The sequence below is a fragment of the Streptomyces sp. WMMC940 genome, assembly GCF_027460265.1.
In the GTDB taxonomy this organism is placed as follows: Bacteria; Actinomycetota; Actinomycetes; order Streptomycetales; family Streptomycetaceae; genus Streptomyces.
In genome coordinates, this window is the sequence record NZ_JAPZBC010000001.1 from 2932038 (window position 1) to 2947613 (window position 15576).

At 72.4% G+C, this 15576-nt stretch carries 9 protein-coding genes; 2 read left to right on the forward strand and 7 right to left on the reverse strand.

Going from position 1 to position 15576, the window contains the following annotated elements; all coding sequences use genetic code 11:
- Positions 1-33: 33 nt before the first annotated feature.
- Both O7595_RS12790 and guaA read right to left on the reverse strand, forming a co-directional pair.
- Complete coding sequence (locus tag O7595_RS12790; RefSeq protein WP_269728844.1) at positions 34-615, reverse strand: Uma2 family endonuclease; 582 nt, start codon at positions 613-615, stop codon at positions 34-36.
- A 115-nt stretch (positions 616-730) separates the two neighbouring features.
- Complete coding sequence (guaA, locus tag O7595_RS12795; protein ID WP_269728845.1) at positions 731-2338, reverse strand: glutamine-hydrolyzing GMP synthase; 1608 nt, start codon at positions 2336-2338, stop codon at positions 731-733.
- A gap of 306 nt (positions 2339-2644) precedes the next feature.
- Here guaA and O7595_RS12800 point away from each other — a divergent pair, with 306 nt between their 5' ends.
- Positions 2645-2959 carry a chorismate mutase gene (locus O7595_RS12800; RefSeq protein WP_269728846.1) on the forward strand — a complete coding sequence of 105 codons (315 nt, stop codon included), beginning with the start codon at positions 2645-2647 and terminating at the stop codon, positions 2957-2959.
- Positions 2960-3880: 921 nt separating this feature from the next.
- Positions 3881-4954, forward strand: coding sequence for an LPXTG cell wall anchor domain-containing protein (locus O7595_RS12805; protein WP_269728847.1), 1074 nt, complete (start codon positions 3881-3883; stop codon positions 4952-4954).
- 86 nt (positions 4955-5040) lie between these two features.
- Here O7595_RS12805 and O7595_RS12810 read toward each other — a convergent pair whose 3' ends face one another.
- The 5 genes from O7595_RS12810 to O7595_RS12830 form a co-directional block, all read right to left on the reverse strand.
- A complete protein-coding gene (locus O7595_RS12810; RefSeq protein ID WP_269728848.1) occupies positions 5041-6834 on the reverse strand; it encodes a GMC oxidoreductase in 1794 nt (597 codons plus the stop codon).
- 53 nt (positions 6835-6887) lie between these two features.
- A complete protein-coding gene (locus tag O7595_RS12815) occupies positions 6888-8516 on the reverse strand; it encodes a succinic semialdehyde dehydrogenase (protein WP_269728849.1) in 1629 nt (542 codons plus the stop codon).
- A gap of 215 nt (positions 8517-8731) precedes the next feature.
- Positions 8732-10411, reverse strand: coding sequence for a serine/threonine-protein kinase (locus tag O7595_RS12820; RefSeq protein WP_269728850.1), 1680 nt, complete (start codon positions 10409-10411; stop codon positions 8732-8734).
- Positions 10412-10481: 70 nt separating this feature from the next.
- Positions 10482-12062 carry a serine/threonine-protein kinase gene (locus tag O7595_RS12825; protein ID WP_269728851.1) on the reverse strand — a complete coding sequence of 527 codons (1581 nt, stop codon included), beginning with the start codon at positions 12060-12062 and terminating at the stop codon, positions 10482-10484.
- Positions 12063-12208: 146 nt separating this feature from the next.
- Complete coding sequence (locus O7595_RS12830) at positions 12209-15334, reverse strand: protein kinase (RefSeq protein WP_269728852.1); 3126 nt, start codon at positions 15332-15334, stop codon at positions 12209-12211.
- Positions 15335-15576: the final 242 nt, after the last annotated feature.

A 15576-nucleotide genomic window follows, 5' to 3' on the forward strand; every position in this document is an offset into this window, starting at 1 on the left:
GGGGACGGGTCGGGACCCCGGGGGACGGCCGGCTCAGAGACGGTCGATGTCCGCGAGGTCGATGTCGATGCCGAAGGGGACGGAGACCTTGAGCCGGTCGCGGAAGGTGCCGCCCGGCACATAGACGCGCGATTCCTTGTCGAGCTCGAAGACGTGGGCCACCGGCCGTTCGTCGGCGGCCATCTCGACGCGCCAGAAGTACGGGATGCCCGCGCCCGCGTACTTGTGCGGCTTGGTGTCGGTGTCGCGCGCCTCGGAGTCCGGCGAGACCACCTCGACCGCCAGCAGCACGTCTCTGGACTGGAAGTAGGTCTGCTCCCGGCTCCGCGCGGCGGCGGCACGGACGACGGAGACGTCCGGCTCGGGACCGTTGCGCTTGTCGAGCACGACGGTCATCTCCCGGACGACCCTCAGCTCGGGGGGCGCCGTGCTCCGCAGCCCTTGCACCAGCAGGTCGATCGCAAGGCTGTGGAAATAGCGCTGCGGACTCACGAAGACCAGGCTCCCGTCGATCAGCTCGGTGTGTGGCGGGAGGTCGGGCAGGGTGAGCAGGTCCTCCACGCTGTAGCCCTCTCGCGGTGGCACCGGCCAGTGGTGCGAGATCTCTGCGCTCATGAGTGCTCCCATGGACGTGAGCCTGGTACGTATGGGCAGCCTACCCACCGTGAATGCCGACGCCGCCACCCAAACGAATGAGCGACGGCGCCGGCGTTGACCTACGGAGCGGGGGTCACTCCCACTCGATGGTGCCCGGCGGCTTCGACGTCACGTCGAGGACGACGCGGTTCACGTCGGCGACCTCGTTGGTGATGCGGGTCGAGATCTTCGCCAGGACGTCGTACGGCATGCGCGTCCAGTCCGCCGTCATCGCGTCCTCGGACGAGACCGGGCGGAGCACGATCGGGTGGCCGTAGGTGCGGCCGTCGCCCTGGACGCCGACGGAGCGGACGTCGGCGAGGAGGACCACCGGGCACTGCCAGATGTCACGGTCGAGACCGGCGGCGGTCAGCTCCTCGCGGGCGATGGCGTCGGCCTCCCGCAGCAGGTCCAGGCGCTCCCTGGTGACCTCGCCGACGATGCGGATGCCGAGGCCGGGGCCGGGGAACGGCTGGCGCTGGACGATCTCCTCGGGCAGGCCCAGCTCCTGGCCGACCATCCGGACCTCGTCCTTGAACAGCTTCCGCAGCGGCTCGATCAGCTCGAACTCGAGGTCCTCCGGGAGACCGCCGACGTTGTGGTGCGACTTGATGTTCGCCGTGCCCGTGCCGCCGCCGGACTCCACCACGTCCGGGTAGAGCGTGCCCTGCACCAGGAACTGCACCGGCTGCTCGCCGTGCTCGCCCGCCGCCTCGGCGACGATCTCGGCCTGGGCTTGCTCGAAGACCCGGATGAACTCCCGGCCGATGATCTTCCGCTTCTCCTCGGGGTCGGAGACCCCGGCGAGCGCGTCCAGGAAGCGCTGCTCGGCGTCGACGACCTTCAGCGAGACACCGGTCGCGGCGACGAAGTCCTTCTCGACCTGCTCGGTCTCGCCCTTGCGCATCAGACCGTGGTCGACGTACACGCAGGTCAGCTGCGAGCCGATGGCCTTCTGCACGAGCGCGGCCGCGACGGCGGAGTCGACGCCGCCGGACAGTCCGCAGATGGCGCGCTTGTCGCCGACCTGCTCACGGATCGCGGCGACCTGCTCCTCGATCACGTTGCCCGTCGTCCACGTCGGCTCGATGCCCGCACCGCGGTAGAGGAAGTGCTCCAGGACCTGCTGGCCGTAGGTGGAGTGCATCACCTCGGGGTGGTGCTGGACGCCGTAGAGCTTCTTCTCGTCGTTCTCGAAGGCGGCCACGGGCACGACGGCCGTGGAGGCGGTGACGGTGAAGCCCTCGGGGGCCGCGGAGCAGGCGTCGCCGTGGGACATCCAGACCTGCTGCTCGGCCGGGGTGCCTTCGAAGAGGGTCGACCCCGCCTTGCTGACGTGCAGGTCGGTACGGCCGTACTCACGGGCGCCGGAGTTGTCGACGGTGCCGCCGAGCGTCTGTGCCATCAGCTGGAACCCGTAGCACATGCCGAAGACGGGGACGCCGGCCTCGAACAGCGCGCGGTCGAGGCGCGGGGCGCCCTCCGCGTACACGGAGGACGGGCCGCCCGAGAGGATGATCGCCGCCGGCTTCCTGGCCAGCATCTCCTGCACCGGCATGGTGGACGGGACGATCTCGCTGTAGACCCGCGCCTCACGGACGCGGCGGGCGATGAGCTGGGCGTACTGCGCGCCGAAGTCGACAACGAGGACCACGTCCGGGTTGGTGACGTCGGGCGCGGCAGCGGGGGACGCAGATGACACTACGGCGGCCTTCCGGCGGTGGGTGGAGGGGGCTCTGTCAGTCGATTCTACCGGCGCCGCGGTACCGCTCTTCGTCTCACCATCCGAACCCGCGTTGGCCCCGGCGACGGCCGGGGGGCCATACTGACCCCATGCGCAAGCACCCGACCTTCGTCTTTACCTATGGCACCCGGCCCGCCGGCTGCCATGGTCGTGCTGCTTGAGCAACTGACAAGCGACTTCCCAGGCGCCCCGGGCCGACAAGGCCCGGGGCGTCCTGTCGTTTCCGGGCCCGGTCGGTACGGGGCCTGAACACAAGGAGCCCCCGTGCCCGCCACCGACACCGCAGCCCGTCCCGACACCGCAGCCCGTCCCGACACCGGCGCCCGCACCGACGAGGCCGCGGATCTGATCAGCGGCGCCCGCGACCGCATCGACTCCCTCGACGACCGGATCATCGGGCTGATCCAGGAACGGATGGCCGTCTCGGCCGTCATCCAGGAGGCCCGGATCACCTCCGGGGGCCGCCGGGTGAACCTCTCGCGCGAGATGGAGGTGCTCGGTCACTACAGGGAGGCGCTCGGCAAGCCGGGGACGGCGCTGGCCATGACGCTGCTGGAGCTGTGCCGCGGTCGCGTCTGAACGTGCGCCCGGCACCGTGGTCCGACGGATGTGCGCAGCTCCCGTGGCCCGGAGGCTGCGCGGTGCCCGGTGGGGCGCGCCGGATGTGCCGGTGCACGCCCGCCGTACCGCCGCGCACTCCTGCCGCACGCCGTACGCACATCCGTACGGGCGCGCTCTCACCCGTACGGCCCGTGACCGGTCCCGGAACGCTTCGTTGGTACCGATGTCCGTGCCAGCCAGGGGCGGCCCCGAAGGAAAGATCCACGCGTGGCCCCGCTGGGGCGTGTGACGTACCGCAGGTACGTCGTGGGACCTCGCCCCGGCGCGCGTGACCGGTCGGCAGGGGACAGCAGCCCGGTCACCCCGAGGCGGTCGGTTCCGGGGACGCCCGGAACCGGCCGCATCCGGCCGAAGCGGTTGACCGCTCGCGCGACCCGCCCGCCATGAAGCGGCCCCTCCCGGATCCCACCGCGCAACCCCCACGGCACCGCGCCCCGCGCCGTCGGGCCGCCGCCGGACCGGGAGATGCGGCTCCGGCCGTCCGGTCCGGCGGCCCCCACCCCGGGCGCGCCGCCTCTCGGTGCCCACGCGGGCCCCGACGTCGGCACCGACGGCCGAGGGCCCCTGGAAACCGCCCGCTTCCGCGAGGCCCTTCCTGGCGGTCCGCGTGCGGGTGGACGACAGTGCTCCACCCACGAGCAAGGCCACGACGGCGGTCTCGCCGAACCGGACGTCGGCGCCATATGCCCGCGGCAATGTGTCGGGCGTCACATAAATTCTGTGTGAGTTCCTGTGCAACCAATTGCACTGGTCACAGGTCATGCATGCGGAACCAATGGCCACACCCGTAACCCCCATAGCCGGGAGGGCCCCAGACTCCGTGCCGCGTGACGCGGCACGCCGGACTTCACTGAGGTCTTGATGAAGCTTCGCCGCGCTATGGCTGTCGCTGCCGCGACCGCTGTCATAGCCCCTGCCGCCTTCCTTGCGGCGCCGGCCGCGTACGCGACCGACGGCACCACCAGCACGACCTCCACCGCCGGCTCAACCGGTGACACGGAGACCCCGACGACGGAGGACGACGCGGCGAAGACCGAGACGCCCTCCGCCGAGGACGACGCGAACAACGCCGAGACCCCGGCCACGGAAGAGGACAAGGCCAAGGACGACGCCACCGAGGAGGACACCTCCAAGGACGACTCGACCAAGGACGACGCCACCGAGGAAGAGACCTCCAAGGACGACGCCACCGAGGACGAGAACGTCGACGAGGAGCCGGGCGGCGACGAGGAGTTCCTGCCGTACTGCGAGGAGGTCGACGAGAACTTCGAGGAGAAGGCTCTCGACGTCCAGATCTCCGGACTGCCCGGCAAGATCGTCGCGGGCAGCGCCCCCGAGGAGTTCAACCTCACCATCACGAACAGGTCGGAGGCCGACCTCAAGCAGGTCGCGTTCTACGCCGAGGTCGAGAACTACGAGTACGAGGACGAGGACAAGTTCCTCAGCAAGTACGTCGACCTGGAGTTCAAGCTTCCCGGCACCAACGAGTGGATCGGCATCGGGGACGAGGAGTGGGCCGGCGACTACTTCTGGGGCGTCGAGACCATGAAGTCCCAGGACTTCGTGAAGATCGACCTGCGCCTCGCCATCGACAAGAACGCTCCGGCCGGCGACAGCTACTCCTTCGGCTCGGGCGGTTACCTCGGTGACGTCAAGGGCCAGGAGTGCATCGCCGAGAACGCGGGCCAGGTCGTGGACTTCGTCGTCCTGAAGCCGGGCTCCTCCAACGAGGACCCGGGCGAGGCCAAGCCGGGCGACCAGAAGCCCGGGGACAAGGGCCCCGACATCAAGCCGCAGGGTGACATCAAGGAGATCCCCGTCACCGGCAGCCTGGCCGAGACCGGTTCCTCCTCCGTGCTCCCGGCCATCGGCATCGCCGGCGGGGTCGCCCTCGTCGCCGGTACCGGTGTCGTCTTCGCGATGAAGCGCCGCAAGGGCGACGCGGTCGCGTAACGCACCGCCGTTACAGGCAGCCGTAAAGGCGAGAGAGGCGCTGCACTCGGAGGGGGGTGCAGCGCCTCTCGTCTGTTCAAGGGCGGTCAGGAGGACTTCGGCGGGACCGCCGGCATCCCCAGGAACGGCAGGTTCAGCGCCCCGAAGGCGTCCGCCGGGACGACGGGGGCCTTCGGCGCGACCGGGGCCAGGCGTTCGTAGGCGACGCCCTGTTCGGGACGCGGGTCCGTCTCGCCCTTGTTGGGCCAGAAGGACATCGCCCGCTCGGCCTGGGCCGTGATCGTCAGGGACGGGTTCACGCCCAGGTTCGCGGACACCGAGGCGCCGTCGACGACCGAGATGCCGGGGTGGCCGTACAGGCGGTGGTACGGGTCGATGACGCCGGTCTCCGCCGAGGCGCCGATCGGGCAGCCGCCGAGGAAGTGGGCGGTGAGCGGGGTGCCGATCAGCTCGCCGATGTTGGACCCGGCGAAGCCGTTGATCTCCTCGGCGAGGAGCGTCGCGGCGCGGGTGGCCTCGGGGATCTGGCCGGGGTTCGGGGCTCCGTGCCCCTGGCGGGCGGTGAGCAGGCCCTTGCCGAGTCCCTTGGGCTTGCGGTAGGTCGTCAGCGAGTTGTCCAGGGACTGCATCACGAGTCCGATGATGGTCCGCTCCGACCAGCGACGGTTGGAGAGCGCCCGGACGGTGCGCCACGGGTGCCGGGCGCAGTTGGCGAGCCAGGCCAGGACGCGCCGCGAGCTGTACGGGACCTGGAGGACGGTCATCCCGCCCATCGCGTTGGAGCCCTTGCCGTACCGGACGGGCTCGATATGGGTGCTGGCGTCCGGGTGGATCGAGGACGTGATCGCGACGCCCCGGGTGAAGTCCACCCTCTCCTCGCCGTGGCGCTTGCGGTAGCGCCGGTTGTCGGTCTGGGCCCCGACGATGGCCTCGGAGTTGGTGCGGGTCAGCTCGCCGAGGCGGGCGGAGATGCGGGGCAGCAGGCCGCTGTCCTTCATCCGGTGCAGAAGGGTCTGGGTGCCGTACGTGCCGGCCGCGACGACGACCCGGCGGGCCGTGAACGTACGGCCGCGGTCCTTGCGCCGGTTGTCGCTCGGGAGCGTCTTGACCGCGAAGCCGCCGCGCGAGTCCTCGGTGACGGCGACGACCGACGTCATGGGATGGACGACCGCGCCCGCCTTCTCGGCGAGGTAGAGGTAGTTCTCGTTGAGGGTGTTCTTGGCACCGTGGCGGCAGCCTGTCATGCACTCGCCACACTCGGTGCAGGCCCGGCGCGACGGGCCCGCACCGCCGAAGTACGGGTCGGGGACCTCCGTGCCCGGCTCGGTCTTCACGGCCCCATCGGCGTCGTCGCCGTCGCCGAAGAAGACACCCACCGGGGCCATGTGGAAACTCTCACCGACGCCCATCGCCCGCGCGGCGGCCTGCAGATGGACGTCCGACGGGGTCATGGTCGGATTGAGCCGTACCCCGAGCATGCGCTTGGCCTGGTCGTAGTAGGGCTTCAGCTCGTCCTGCCAGTCCGTGATGTCCTTCCACTGCGGATCGTTGAAGAACGGCGCGGGCGGTACGTAGAGGGTATTGGCGTAGTTCAGCGACCCGCCGCCGACACCCGCGCCCGCCAGCACCATCACATTGCCGAGCAGATGGATGCGCTGGATGCCGAAGAGGCCGAGGGCCGGGGCCCAGAGGTAGTTGCGCAGGTCCCAGGAGTTCTTCGGCAGGGACCCGCGGGTGAAGCGGCGGCCCGCCTCCAGGACTCCGACGCGATAGCCCTTCTCGGTCAGGCGCAGGGCCGATACCGAGCCGCCGAAGCCGGAGCCGACCACGATGACGTCGTAGTCGTAGTCGTCATTCTGGGCAGGGGGGACCTCGGACATGGCTCTCCTCGTCGAGAACGTGCGAACGTGCGAACGTGCGTATGCCGGCGGCCCTAGCGCAGCCGCAGGGCCTTCATCACCTTCAGGGACGTGCTCATGAACGCCGCGTACTTCTCGTCGTCCATGCCGAAGGACGGGGCGAGCGGGATCAGCCGCTGCTGTGCCACGGTCTGGGCCTCGGTGTACTTGAGGATGCCCTCGGAGCCGTGGCGCCGGCTCAGACCGGAGTCCTTCATGCCGCCCATCGGCGACTGCACGCTGCCGTAGGCGGGCGCGTAGCCCTCGTTGATGTTGACGGTGCCGGTGCGCAGCCGGGCGGCGACCGCGTGGCCGCGCCTGCCGTCCTTGGTCCAGACGCTGGAGTTGAGTCCGTACGGCGTGGCGTTGGCCTGTTCGACCACGTCGTCCTCGTCCGTGAACCGGTAGACGGAGACGACCGGGCCGAAGGTCTCCTCGGTGCATACGGACATCGGCGCCTCGACCCCGTCGAGGATGGTCGGCTCGTAGAAGAGGGGGCCGATGTCGGTGCGGTGGACGCCGCCCGCGACGAGCGTGGCGCCCTTGGCGACGGCCTCCTCGACGTGCCGCTTCACCGTCTCCAGCTGGCGCTCGCCCACCAGGGATCCCATGTCGGCGCCGTACGCGAGGGCGCTGCCCAGCCGCATGGCCTTCGTACGGGCCGCGAAGCGCTCCACGAACGCGTCGGCGACCGACTCGTGCACGTACAGCCGCTCGATGGAGATGCAGAGCTGCCCGGCGGACGAGAAGCAGGCGCGGACGGCGCCGGCCGCGGCCTTGTCGATGTCGGCGTCGTGCAGCACCAGCATGGCGTTCTTGCCGCCGAGTTCGAGGGAGACGCCGACGAGACGGGCGGCGGCGCCCTGGGCGACCTCGCGGCCGGTGCGGGTGGAGCCGGTGAACGAGACGTAGTCGGCGTGCCGCACGACCTCGGGGCCGACGACCGGTCCCTCGCCGAGGACGACCTGGAAGACACCCGCCGGGAGCCCTGCCTCGATGAGCAGGTCACGGGCCCAGAGCGCGGTGAGCGCGGTCTCGGTGTCGGGCTTCATCACGACGGCGTTGCCGGAGACGAAGGCGGGTAGCGCGTCGCCGACCGACAGCTCCAGCGGGTAGTTCCAGGGGGCGATCTGGCCGACCACCCCGCGCGGCTGGCGCAGTTCGGTGGTCTTGGTGAGGACGGGGACGACGCCGGTGTGCCGCTTGGGCCTCAGATAGGAAGGCGCCTTCCGGCCGTAGTGGCGGGCGGCCACGGCGACCGCCAGGACCTCCTCGTGGGCGTGCAGACGGGCCTTGCCGGTCTCCAGTTGGATGAGGTCCAGCACCTCGGCCTGACGCTCCAGGACCAGGTCGTGGAAGCGCAGCAGCACGGCGGCACGGGCGCGCGGTGAGGTCGCGGCCCAGGCGGGCTGGGCGGCCCGGGCGCGGGCGAAGGCGTCGGCCACGTCCTCGGGGGTGGACTCGGGCAGGTCCGCCAGCTTCTCCCCGGTGAACGGGGTGTGGTTCGCGGTACGGCCGGAGCCGACGACACCTCGGGTGAGCTGGGCGACCACCTCGGGTGTGACCACGTCGGCGGCGGTGCGCGCACCGGCCGGGGAGGCGGCGGCGGGGTTGGTGCCGAGGGCGCCGGTGTGCTGGGCGGCGGGGGCCTGCGAGTCCGTCATGGGGGCGAGAGTATGACGCAATCAAGGCTTTGGGTACCCGTCGGTAACAGCTTTTCGCCAGGTCCACACATCGTGCCAGTGATCACTGGCAGATAAGCCCTGATCAGGGGCTTGTTACGCCCCGCGGGGTCCGCGTCCGCACATTTCCGGGTCCGGTGCCTCCCCCGGGTGCCCTCCGGCGGTGGTCCGCGCGGACCACCGCCCAGGAGCCGGGCTCACAGACCCTGGATCCGCAGGTGCTTCACGACGTCCGTGAAGATCTGCTCCCCGTCCTGCCGTGCGGCGCCCTCCGAGGGCATCTGGACCCGCAGCCGCCAGTGCACCTCGTTCTTGCCCGGCACGACGAGTTCGTGCCAGCGGTAGCGGACGGCGTCCTCCTCGTCGTCCCTGTAGAACAGGAAGTCGACCGTGGTCTCGAAGGACTTCGCGCCCTGGTGCGTGACGTCCCTGGTGCCGACGTCGGCGTCCTTGATCTCCGTGCCGTTCTTCCCGCCCTTCGCGTACCAGTCCTTCCACACCTCCTTCCTGGGCTCGAGGACCTCCACCTCGGTGTCCTCGGATCCGGCCGCGACGCGCTCCAGGTAGATCGAGAACACCCCGCTGGGGTCTTGGTAGTTGACGGCGAAGCCGCCGTCGAACTCGGACCGTTCGTACTCCTCCGGCACGGCCACGTCCGCCGCGAGGATCTCGCTCTCCGGACGCACCTTCCAGCCCTCGGGCAGTTCGTCGCCGCCGAAGGGGTCGACGACGACCGCGGTTGCGGCGAGCACGACTGCGAGGAGGCCGCCGAGGAGTCCCCACTGCGCCGGGCGGTTGCGGTGCAGGACCGGCGGCACCCAGCGGGAGCCGCCGCTCCCGGCCGCGGTCCCGGTGCCGTACGCACGGGTCGCGTCGGGGGAGGGCAGCGGCGGACGGGCCACGGCCTCCAGCGTGGAGCGGATCTCCGCGGCGGCCGGCCGGGCCGCGGGGTCCTTGCGCAGCAGCTGCATCACCAGCGTGCCGAAGGCGCCGGAACCGCGCGCCGGGACCTGGGGTTCCGCGGAGAGTACGGCCTGAAGCGTGGCAGGGATGTGCGAGCGCCGGTACGGGGACATGCCCTCGACGGCCGCGTACAGCACCACGCCCAGCGACCACAGGTCCGACTCCGGACCCGGCCGCTGGCCCAGCACCCGCTCCGGGGCGATGTACTCGGGCGAGCCGACGAACGCGCCGGTCTCGGTGAGGCCCTGCTCGCCCTCGACCTGGGCGATGCCGAAGTCGGTGAGCACGACCCGGTCGCCGCGCCCCAGCAGGACGTTGTCCGGCTTCACGTCGCGGTGCAGCACGCCCGCCTCGTGCGCGGCGGACAGCGCGCCGAGGACGGCGAGGCCGATCCTCGCGGCCTCACGCACGTCCAGCGTGCCCTCCTGCAGCCGGTCGCCGAGGGACTGACCGCGCACCAGCTCCATGACGATCCACGGTCTGCCGTCCTCCATGACGACGTCGTGCATCGTGACGACGGAGGGGTGGTCGATCCGGGCGGCGGCTCGAGCCTCGCGTTGCATGCGCAGATGGACGTTCTCGCGCTCCCGCTCGCCCAAGTGCTCGGGGACGCGCGGCTCCTTGACCGCCACGTCCCGGTCGACGACCTCGTCGTGCGCGCGCCAGACGGTGCCCATGCCGCCGTGCCCGAGACGGGAGACGAGCCGGTAGCGCCCACCGATGACGCGTCCCGCCTCCGGGTCGGCCACAGGCGCCGCCGGTGTGCCCGTCACCTGCCGGCTCGGCGCCGGATACGGCGTACCGGGACCGGAGTGCCGCGGCCCGGACGGCGGTGGCCCGGCAGGCCGCGGTGCCTGCGGTGGGCGGAGTGCGTAACTGGTGGGCTCGTTCGCCCGTCCCCCGTCTTTCGTCATGCTCACATCCTGACGAACAGCGTTTGCCATCGCCACCGCCGGAGTTGAGCGATGCAGAGCCGTGACAGAGTCAGCTCGCCGAGGGCTGGAAGCTCTGCACCATTTTGTCGAAGCGCTGCCGGGTCGTGGCCCACTCCTCCGCCGGGCTGGACATGTAGAGCGCGTACTCGGTGCCGTCGTCGCCGTAGTAGACCTGGTCGATGGCACGCCGCTCCCCCGCGTTGTTCCTGGTCTCGGTCCAGGTGAACTCCCACAGGGCGGAATTCTCCTGGTCCCGGAAGGTGTTCTGGTCCAGCCGCACCCGCTGGTACTCCGGCAGCCGCGTCCTGACGGTCTTCTCGACGTCGAGCATGTGCATGTACGGGTTCTCGAAGTCGGGCGTCGGGTCGATGCTGATGCGGATGAGCCGGCGGCCGTCGTCGGGGGTGTAGTCGATCTGGTCGCCGTCCCTCTGGCGCGTCCAGCCCTCGGGTACGAGCAGGCTGAAGCCCTCGGGATCCCGTACCCGCTGCCACTTCTCCCCGTCCGCGGGCTTCGGAGTGGAGCCCGGGGCCGAGACGGAGGATCCGGCGTCGTCGGTGGTGGCGCTCCCGCCACCGGAGCCGTACTGCAGGGCGAGGAATCCGGCGGCGCCGCCTGCCACGGCGGCGAGGACGGCCACGACCAGCGCCCGGCGCCAGACGCCGGAACGTTTCGGCGCGGAGGCGGGAGCCGGGGCGGGCGTCGGCCCGGTGAGCAGTGCGGTCGCCGCCCGCCGGGCCTCCGGATCCACCGTCTGGGTCGGCACGTACGCCTGCGCCGCTCTGGGCCGGCGCCCCTCCATCGCCTCCAGCAGCATCCGCTCGGCCTCGTCGGCCGGTGGCCGCTGCTCTGGCTCCTTGCGCAGCAGCGCGGAGATGACGGGCTCCAGCGCTCCGGCGTGCCGGGCGGGCGGGTGTTCCTCGGTCACCACGGCCTGCATCGTGGACAGCGGTGAGGTGCGCCGGAACGGCGAGTTCCCCTCCACCGCCGAGTAGAGGGTGGCGCCCAGGGACCACAGGTCGGAGGCCGACCCGGGATCGCCGCCCCGGACCCGCTCGGGGGCCAGGTAGTCGATGGAGCCGACGAGTTCACCCGTCCTGGTGATGGTCGAGTCGCCCTCGATCGCGGCGATGCCGAAGTCGGTGAGGAGGACCCGCCCGTCGGAGGCGAGCAGCACGTTTCCGGGCTTCACGTCGCGGTGCAGCACCCCGGCGGCGTGCGCGGCGCGCAGGGCCCCGAGAACGTGCAGCCCGATCCGGGCGGCCTCGGCCGGTTCGATACGGCCCGACTCCTTGGCCGCCTCGGCGAGTGACGGCCCGTCGACGTACTGCATCACGATCCACGGCCGGCCGTCGTACTCCAGTACGTCGTGGACGGTGACAACGTTGGGGTGGCTGATCCGGGCTGCGGCGCGGGCCTCCTTCTGGGTGCGCGCGTGCAGCACCGTGCGGTCCGCCTCGGACACGTACAGACCGGCGGTCAGTTCCTTGACGGCGACCGTCCGGTGGAGGACTTCGTCCTGCGCGCGCCAGACCTTTCCCATGCCTCCGCGGCCGATGCTCTCGGTCAGTCGGTACCGGCCTGCCAGCAGGAGTCCCGCTGCCGTACCCGCGCTCTGTGCGTGTTCCACGTGTTCCGCCCCGTTCCTTGGATTCCCAGGTTACGGAGGGGAGGTACGTACACGGAACCTGGGGCGGCTCAGTAACTCGCACCGTGATGTGACGGTTGCGGCGCGCGGTCGGGGGCGGAGGGACGGCGGGGGCCGGCCCTCCGGGGTCAACTCCGGGCGCTGTAGGCGGTCATGGCCTGCTGGTAGATCTCGGTGACCTTGTCCCGCTGGTCCTCGGGGCCGATCACCTGCAGCACGTGGTACCTGTCGCCGACGATCATGGCGAGATTGCGGACGTACACCTCGCGGCCGGTGCTGTCCTGCCAGGTGAACTGGCCCTCCGCCATGGCCTGCTTGCCCACGTCGATCCGGCGCAGTCCGGAAGCCGTCGACCAGGACGAGTCCCGGAAGGGCTGGAGCTCCCGCTCCTTGTCGCGCTGGTACGCCATCGGGTCGGAGCCGTTCGCCCCGACGGTGTCCCGGCCCGGGACCACGATGAGCGTGAAGTTCCCGCCGCCGTATCGGACCTGGCCGCTGTCGTTGACCGGGCTGCGCCGCCAGGTCTTGTCGACGCCGATCCGGAAACCCTCGGGGTCCACGCGCACGACGTAGCCGTCGGCGAGGTCCACGGCGGGCGCGGAGGTCTGCGCCCCCTTCCCGTCGGGCGACGGGTCACCGCCGGCCTCACCGGCCGGGTCCTCCGGCCGGTCCGGCCCCCGGGACGAGGACGAGGCGGGCTGCGAGGACGGCGCGGACCCGGGGCCGGTCCGGGGCATGAACAGCACGGCGTAGGCGATGGCGGCGGCGAGCGCGAGCAGGATCAGGAGGAGCAGCGTCCGGCCCAGTGAGCGCGGACTGCGCGCCGGCCGCTCGCGGGGTTCACCGGGCCCCCCGGGCTCCCTGGACTCCCTGGGCTTCTTGTGGCGGTGCCGGCCCCGGAGTTCGGCGGAGCCGCCGCGCCGCCGGCGGACCAGCTCGCCCCTGCGCCGCACCACGGGGAGGCGGGTGCCGTCGACGGAGGGCAGCGGGACCACCTCGGTGCCCGCGTCCGGTTCCGGGGCTGAGCGGACGAGCGAACGCAGCCAGCCGCGCAGCTCCTCGAAGTCCGGCCGCTCGGTGGGGTCCTGACGCAGCAGCGACTCCACGACCGGACGCAGCGGTCCGCACTCCTCGGCGAACGCCGGCGGTTCCGCGCACACCAGCTGGACCAGCTCGACCGAACTCTCCTCCGGGTACGGGGCATGGCCCTGCACGGCGCGGTAGAGCAGAGCTCCGAGCGCCCACAGGTCGGTGGCCGGGCCGATGGGCGGGGCCAGCTGCCAGTTCTCGTGGACCGGGCCGGCCTGCTCCGGTGCCCAGCGCTCGGTGACCGCTCCGACGACCGCGATCCGGGTCTGGCGGGCGCGCTCGGCGGCGAGGGGCGTCGTGGGACCTCGGTAGGGCGCCGGGGCCGCTCCGGCGGCGACGACCTCGTCCCAGCGGCCTGCGGGGACGGGTCGCGTACCGGTGTCCGCGTCGCTCCCCCGCCGGGCGTCGGCGCGCAGGGCATCGCGGGCGCTGCCACCGTACGCGGCTGTGCTGCCACCGGCGGGGAGCGGGGCGGCGCCGTCCGAGGCGGGGCCGTCGCGCCAGACGCCGGCGAGCCGGACCCGGCGGGGACCGCCGGGCGGGTCCTCGTGCGGACCGCCGTAGGGGCCGCCGTCCGGGTCGTCGTGCTCGTCGGCGTCATCGACCTCTTCGGCGTCCGCGGGCCGCGACCACCACTGCGGGGCGGGCGCTCCGGCTCGGGGAGCGGGCAGGGCCGGACCGGGCCGGAGCGGGGGCACCGCGGCGCCGGAGGACGTCCCGGCCCCCTCGGGTGCGTCCCACTCGTCCCTCACGCCTGGGTGGTGCAGCCGGTCGATGCCGTCCGTCGCACGGCCCGCGGGCGGCAGCGCGCTCCGGTCGCCGCGCTCGTCGCGGCCGTGCACGCCGGTCGGGCCGTCGCCGGACGGCCGCCCGGTGCCGTCGGGCTCACCGGGGACGGGGCCGGCCACGGCGTGGCCGTGGGGCCGGACGGCCTCGCCCGCGCCGTGGACGCCCACGCCGGCCGCGGCCTGCCACCAGCGGTCCTCGGAACCGGCCGCGGGTCCGGCGTCATCGCTGCCGAAGGGACCGCCGCCCTCGGCGGTACGCCGTTCGCCGGCCCCGGGACCGCCCCCGGAAGGAACGCCCGTGGAGCCGGGGTCACCGCCGCCGGGCAGGGCCCACCGGCTTTCGTGCGGACCGGCGCCGCGACCGCCGTCGCCGGCCCGGTCCCGGTCGCCCTCGTCGCGGGCCGACCCCTGCCGGTTCTCCTCACTGAGCCGGGCGGCGGCACGGGCGCCCGCCCGGTAGGCGGCGATCGCACCGGCCCGTGCGGCGCGTGCGTCGTCCGGCCCGCCGCCGAATCCGTAGCCGTACGCGGGAGGGGCGTACCGGTCCACCGCGCCGCCGGGTCCGGGGACGACCGGTCCGGGCACCCGGTCCGGCGGGGACGGGGGTGCGGGCAGACGCTCGGGGGACGGCCGACCCCGGTGGGGCTCCGTCGCGTCCGTCCCCCGGCCCGGGGGCTCCTGACCGCCGTGGCCCAGCGGAGCCGGCCCCGCCTCGTACGGCGGCGCACAGGGCGCGTACGGCGGATCCGCCGGCTCGGCCTCCTCGACCTCGGCGACGGGGTCCGGGACCGGCGCGTACCCGCACAGGGCCTCCTCCGCCGCGCCCGCCGCGAGTCCCGTCAGCACGACACGGCCGTCGTCGCACACGAGCACCGTGCGGACCGTGATGTTCCGGTGGGTCCAGCCGTGCGCGTGGAGGGCGCGCAGGGCCGTCAGCACGTCCGAGCCGATCTCCGCCGCCCGGTACGGGTTCAGCGGCCTCTCGGCCAGCAGCGCGGCGAGCGGCCGTGCGGCGACCAGCTCACTGACGATCCACAGCGACCCGTCCTCGGCGAACACGTCGAAGACCTGGTCGAGCCGTGGGTGGTCGGGGATCTGCGCGGCGGCCTGCGCCGCCTCGACGGCGCGCCGCACCGCCGGGTCGGTCGGTCGGCGGGTGGTGCGCCCCGCGGCCCGGCGCGGCGGGGGAACGCCGGTGCCACCCCGGTCGTCGAGCACCTCCGCCTCGACGACCTCGGGCAACGGGACCTGCCGGACGAGGACTTCCTGGCCGCTGTAGGTGTCGAAGGCGCGCGTCTCGACGAGTTCGTACTCGTCGGAAGGCGGCAGGGGAAGCCGATAGCGGTCGGCCAGCACCCTTCCCGCGTAGTCGTCCACGACGCCTCCCCACCAGCGTGCAGCATTCCCGGCCCGGTTGTCCCCCTGCCCGTCGGTGGGGTCTCCCACCGGGCGTGCTCGGACCGGTGCCACGGTCGATCGTGTGCGCGGCCCTGGTCGTCAGAACCCCGCCCCCGGTCCCCGGGGACCGCACGAACCATCAATTCCGGTCACTCACCGGCCTCTTGCGGCTGCGCACGGTCCACGACCTCTCACGATACGTGGCGTGCCCGGTCCTCGGG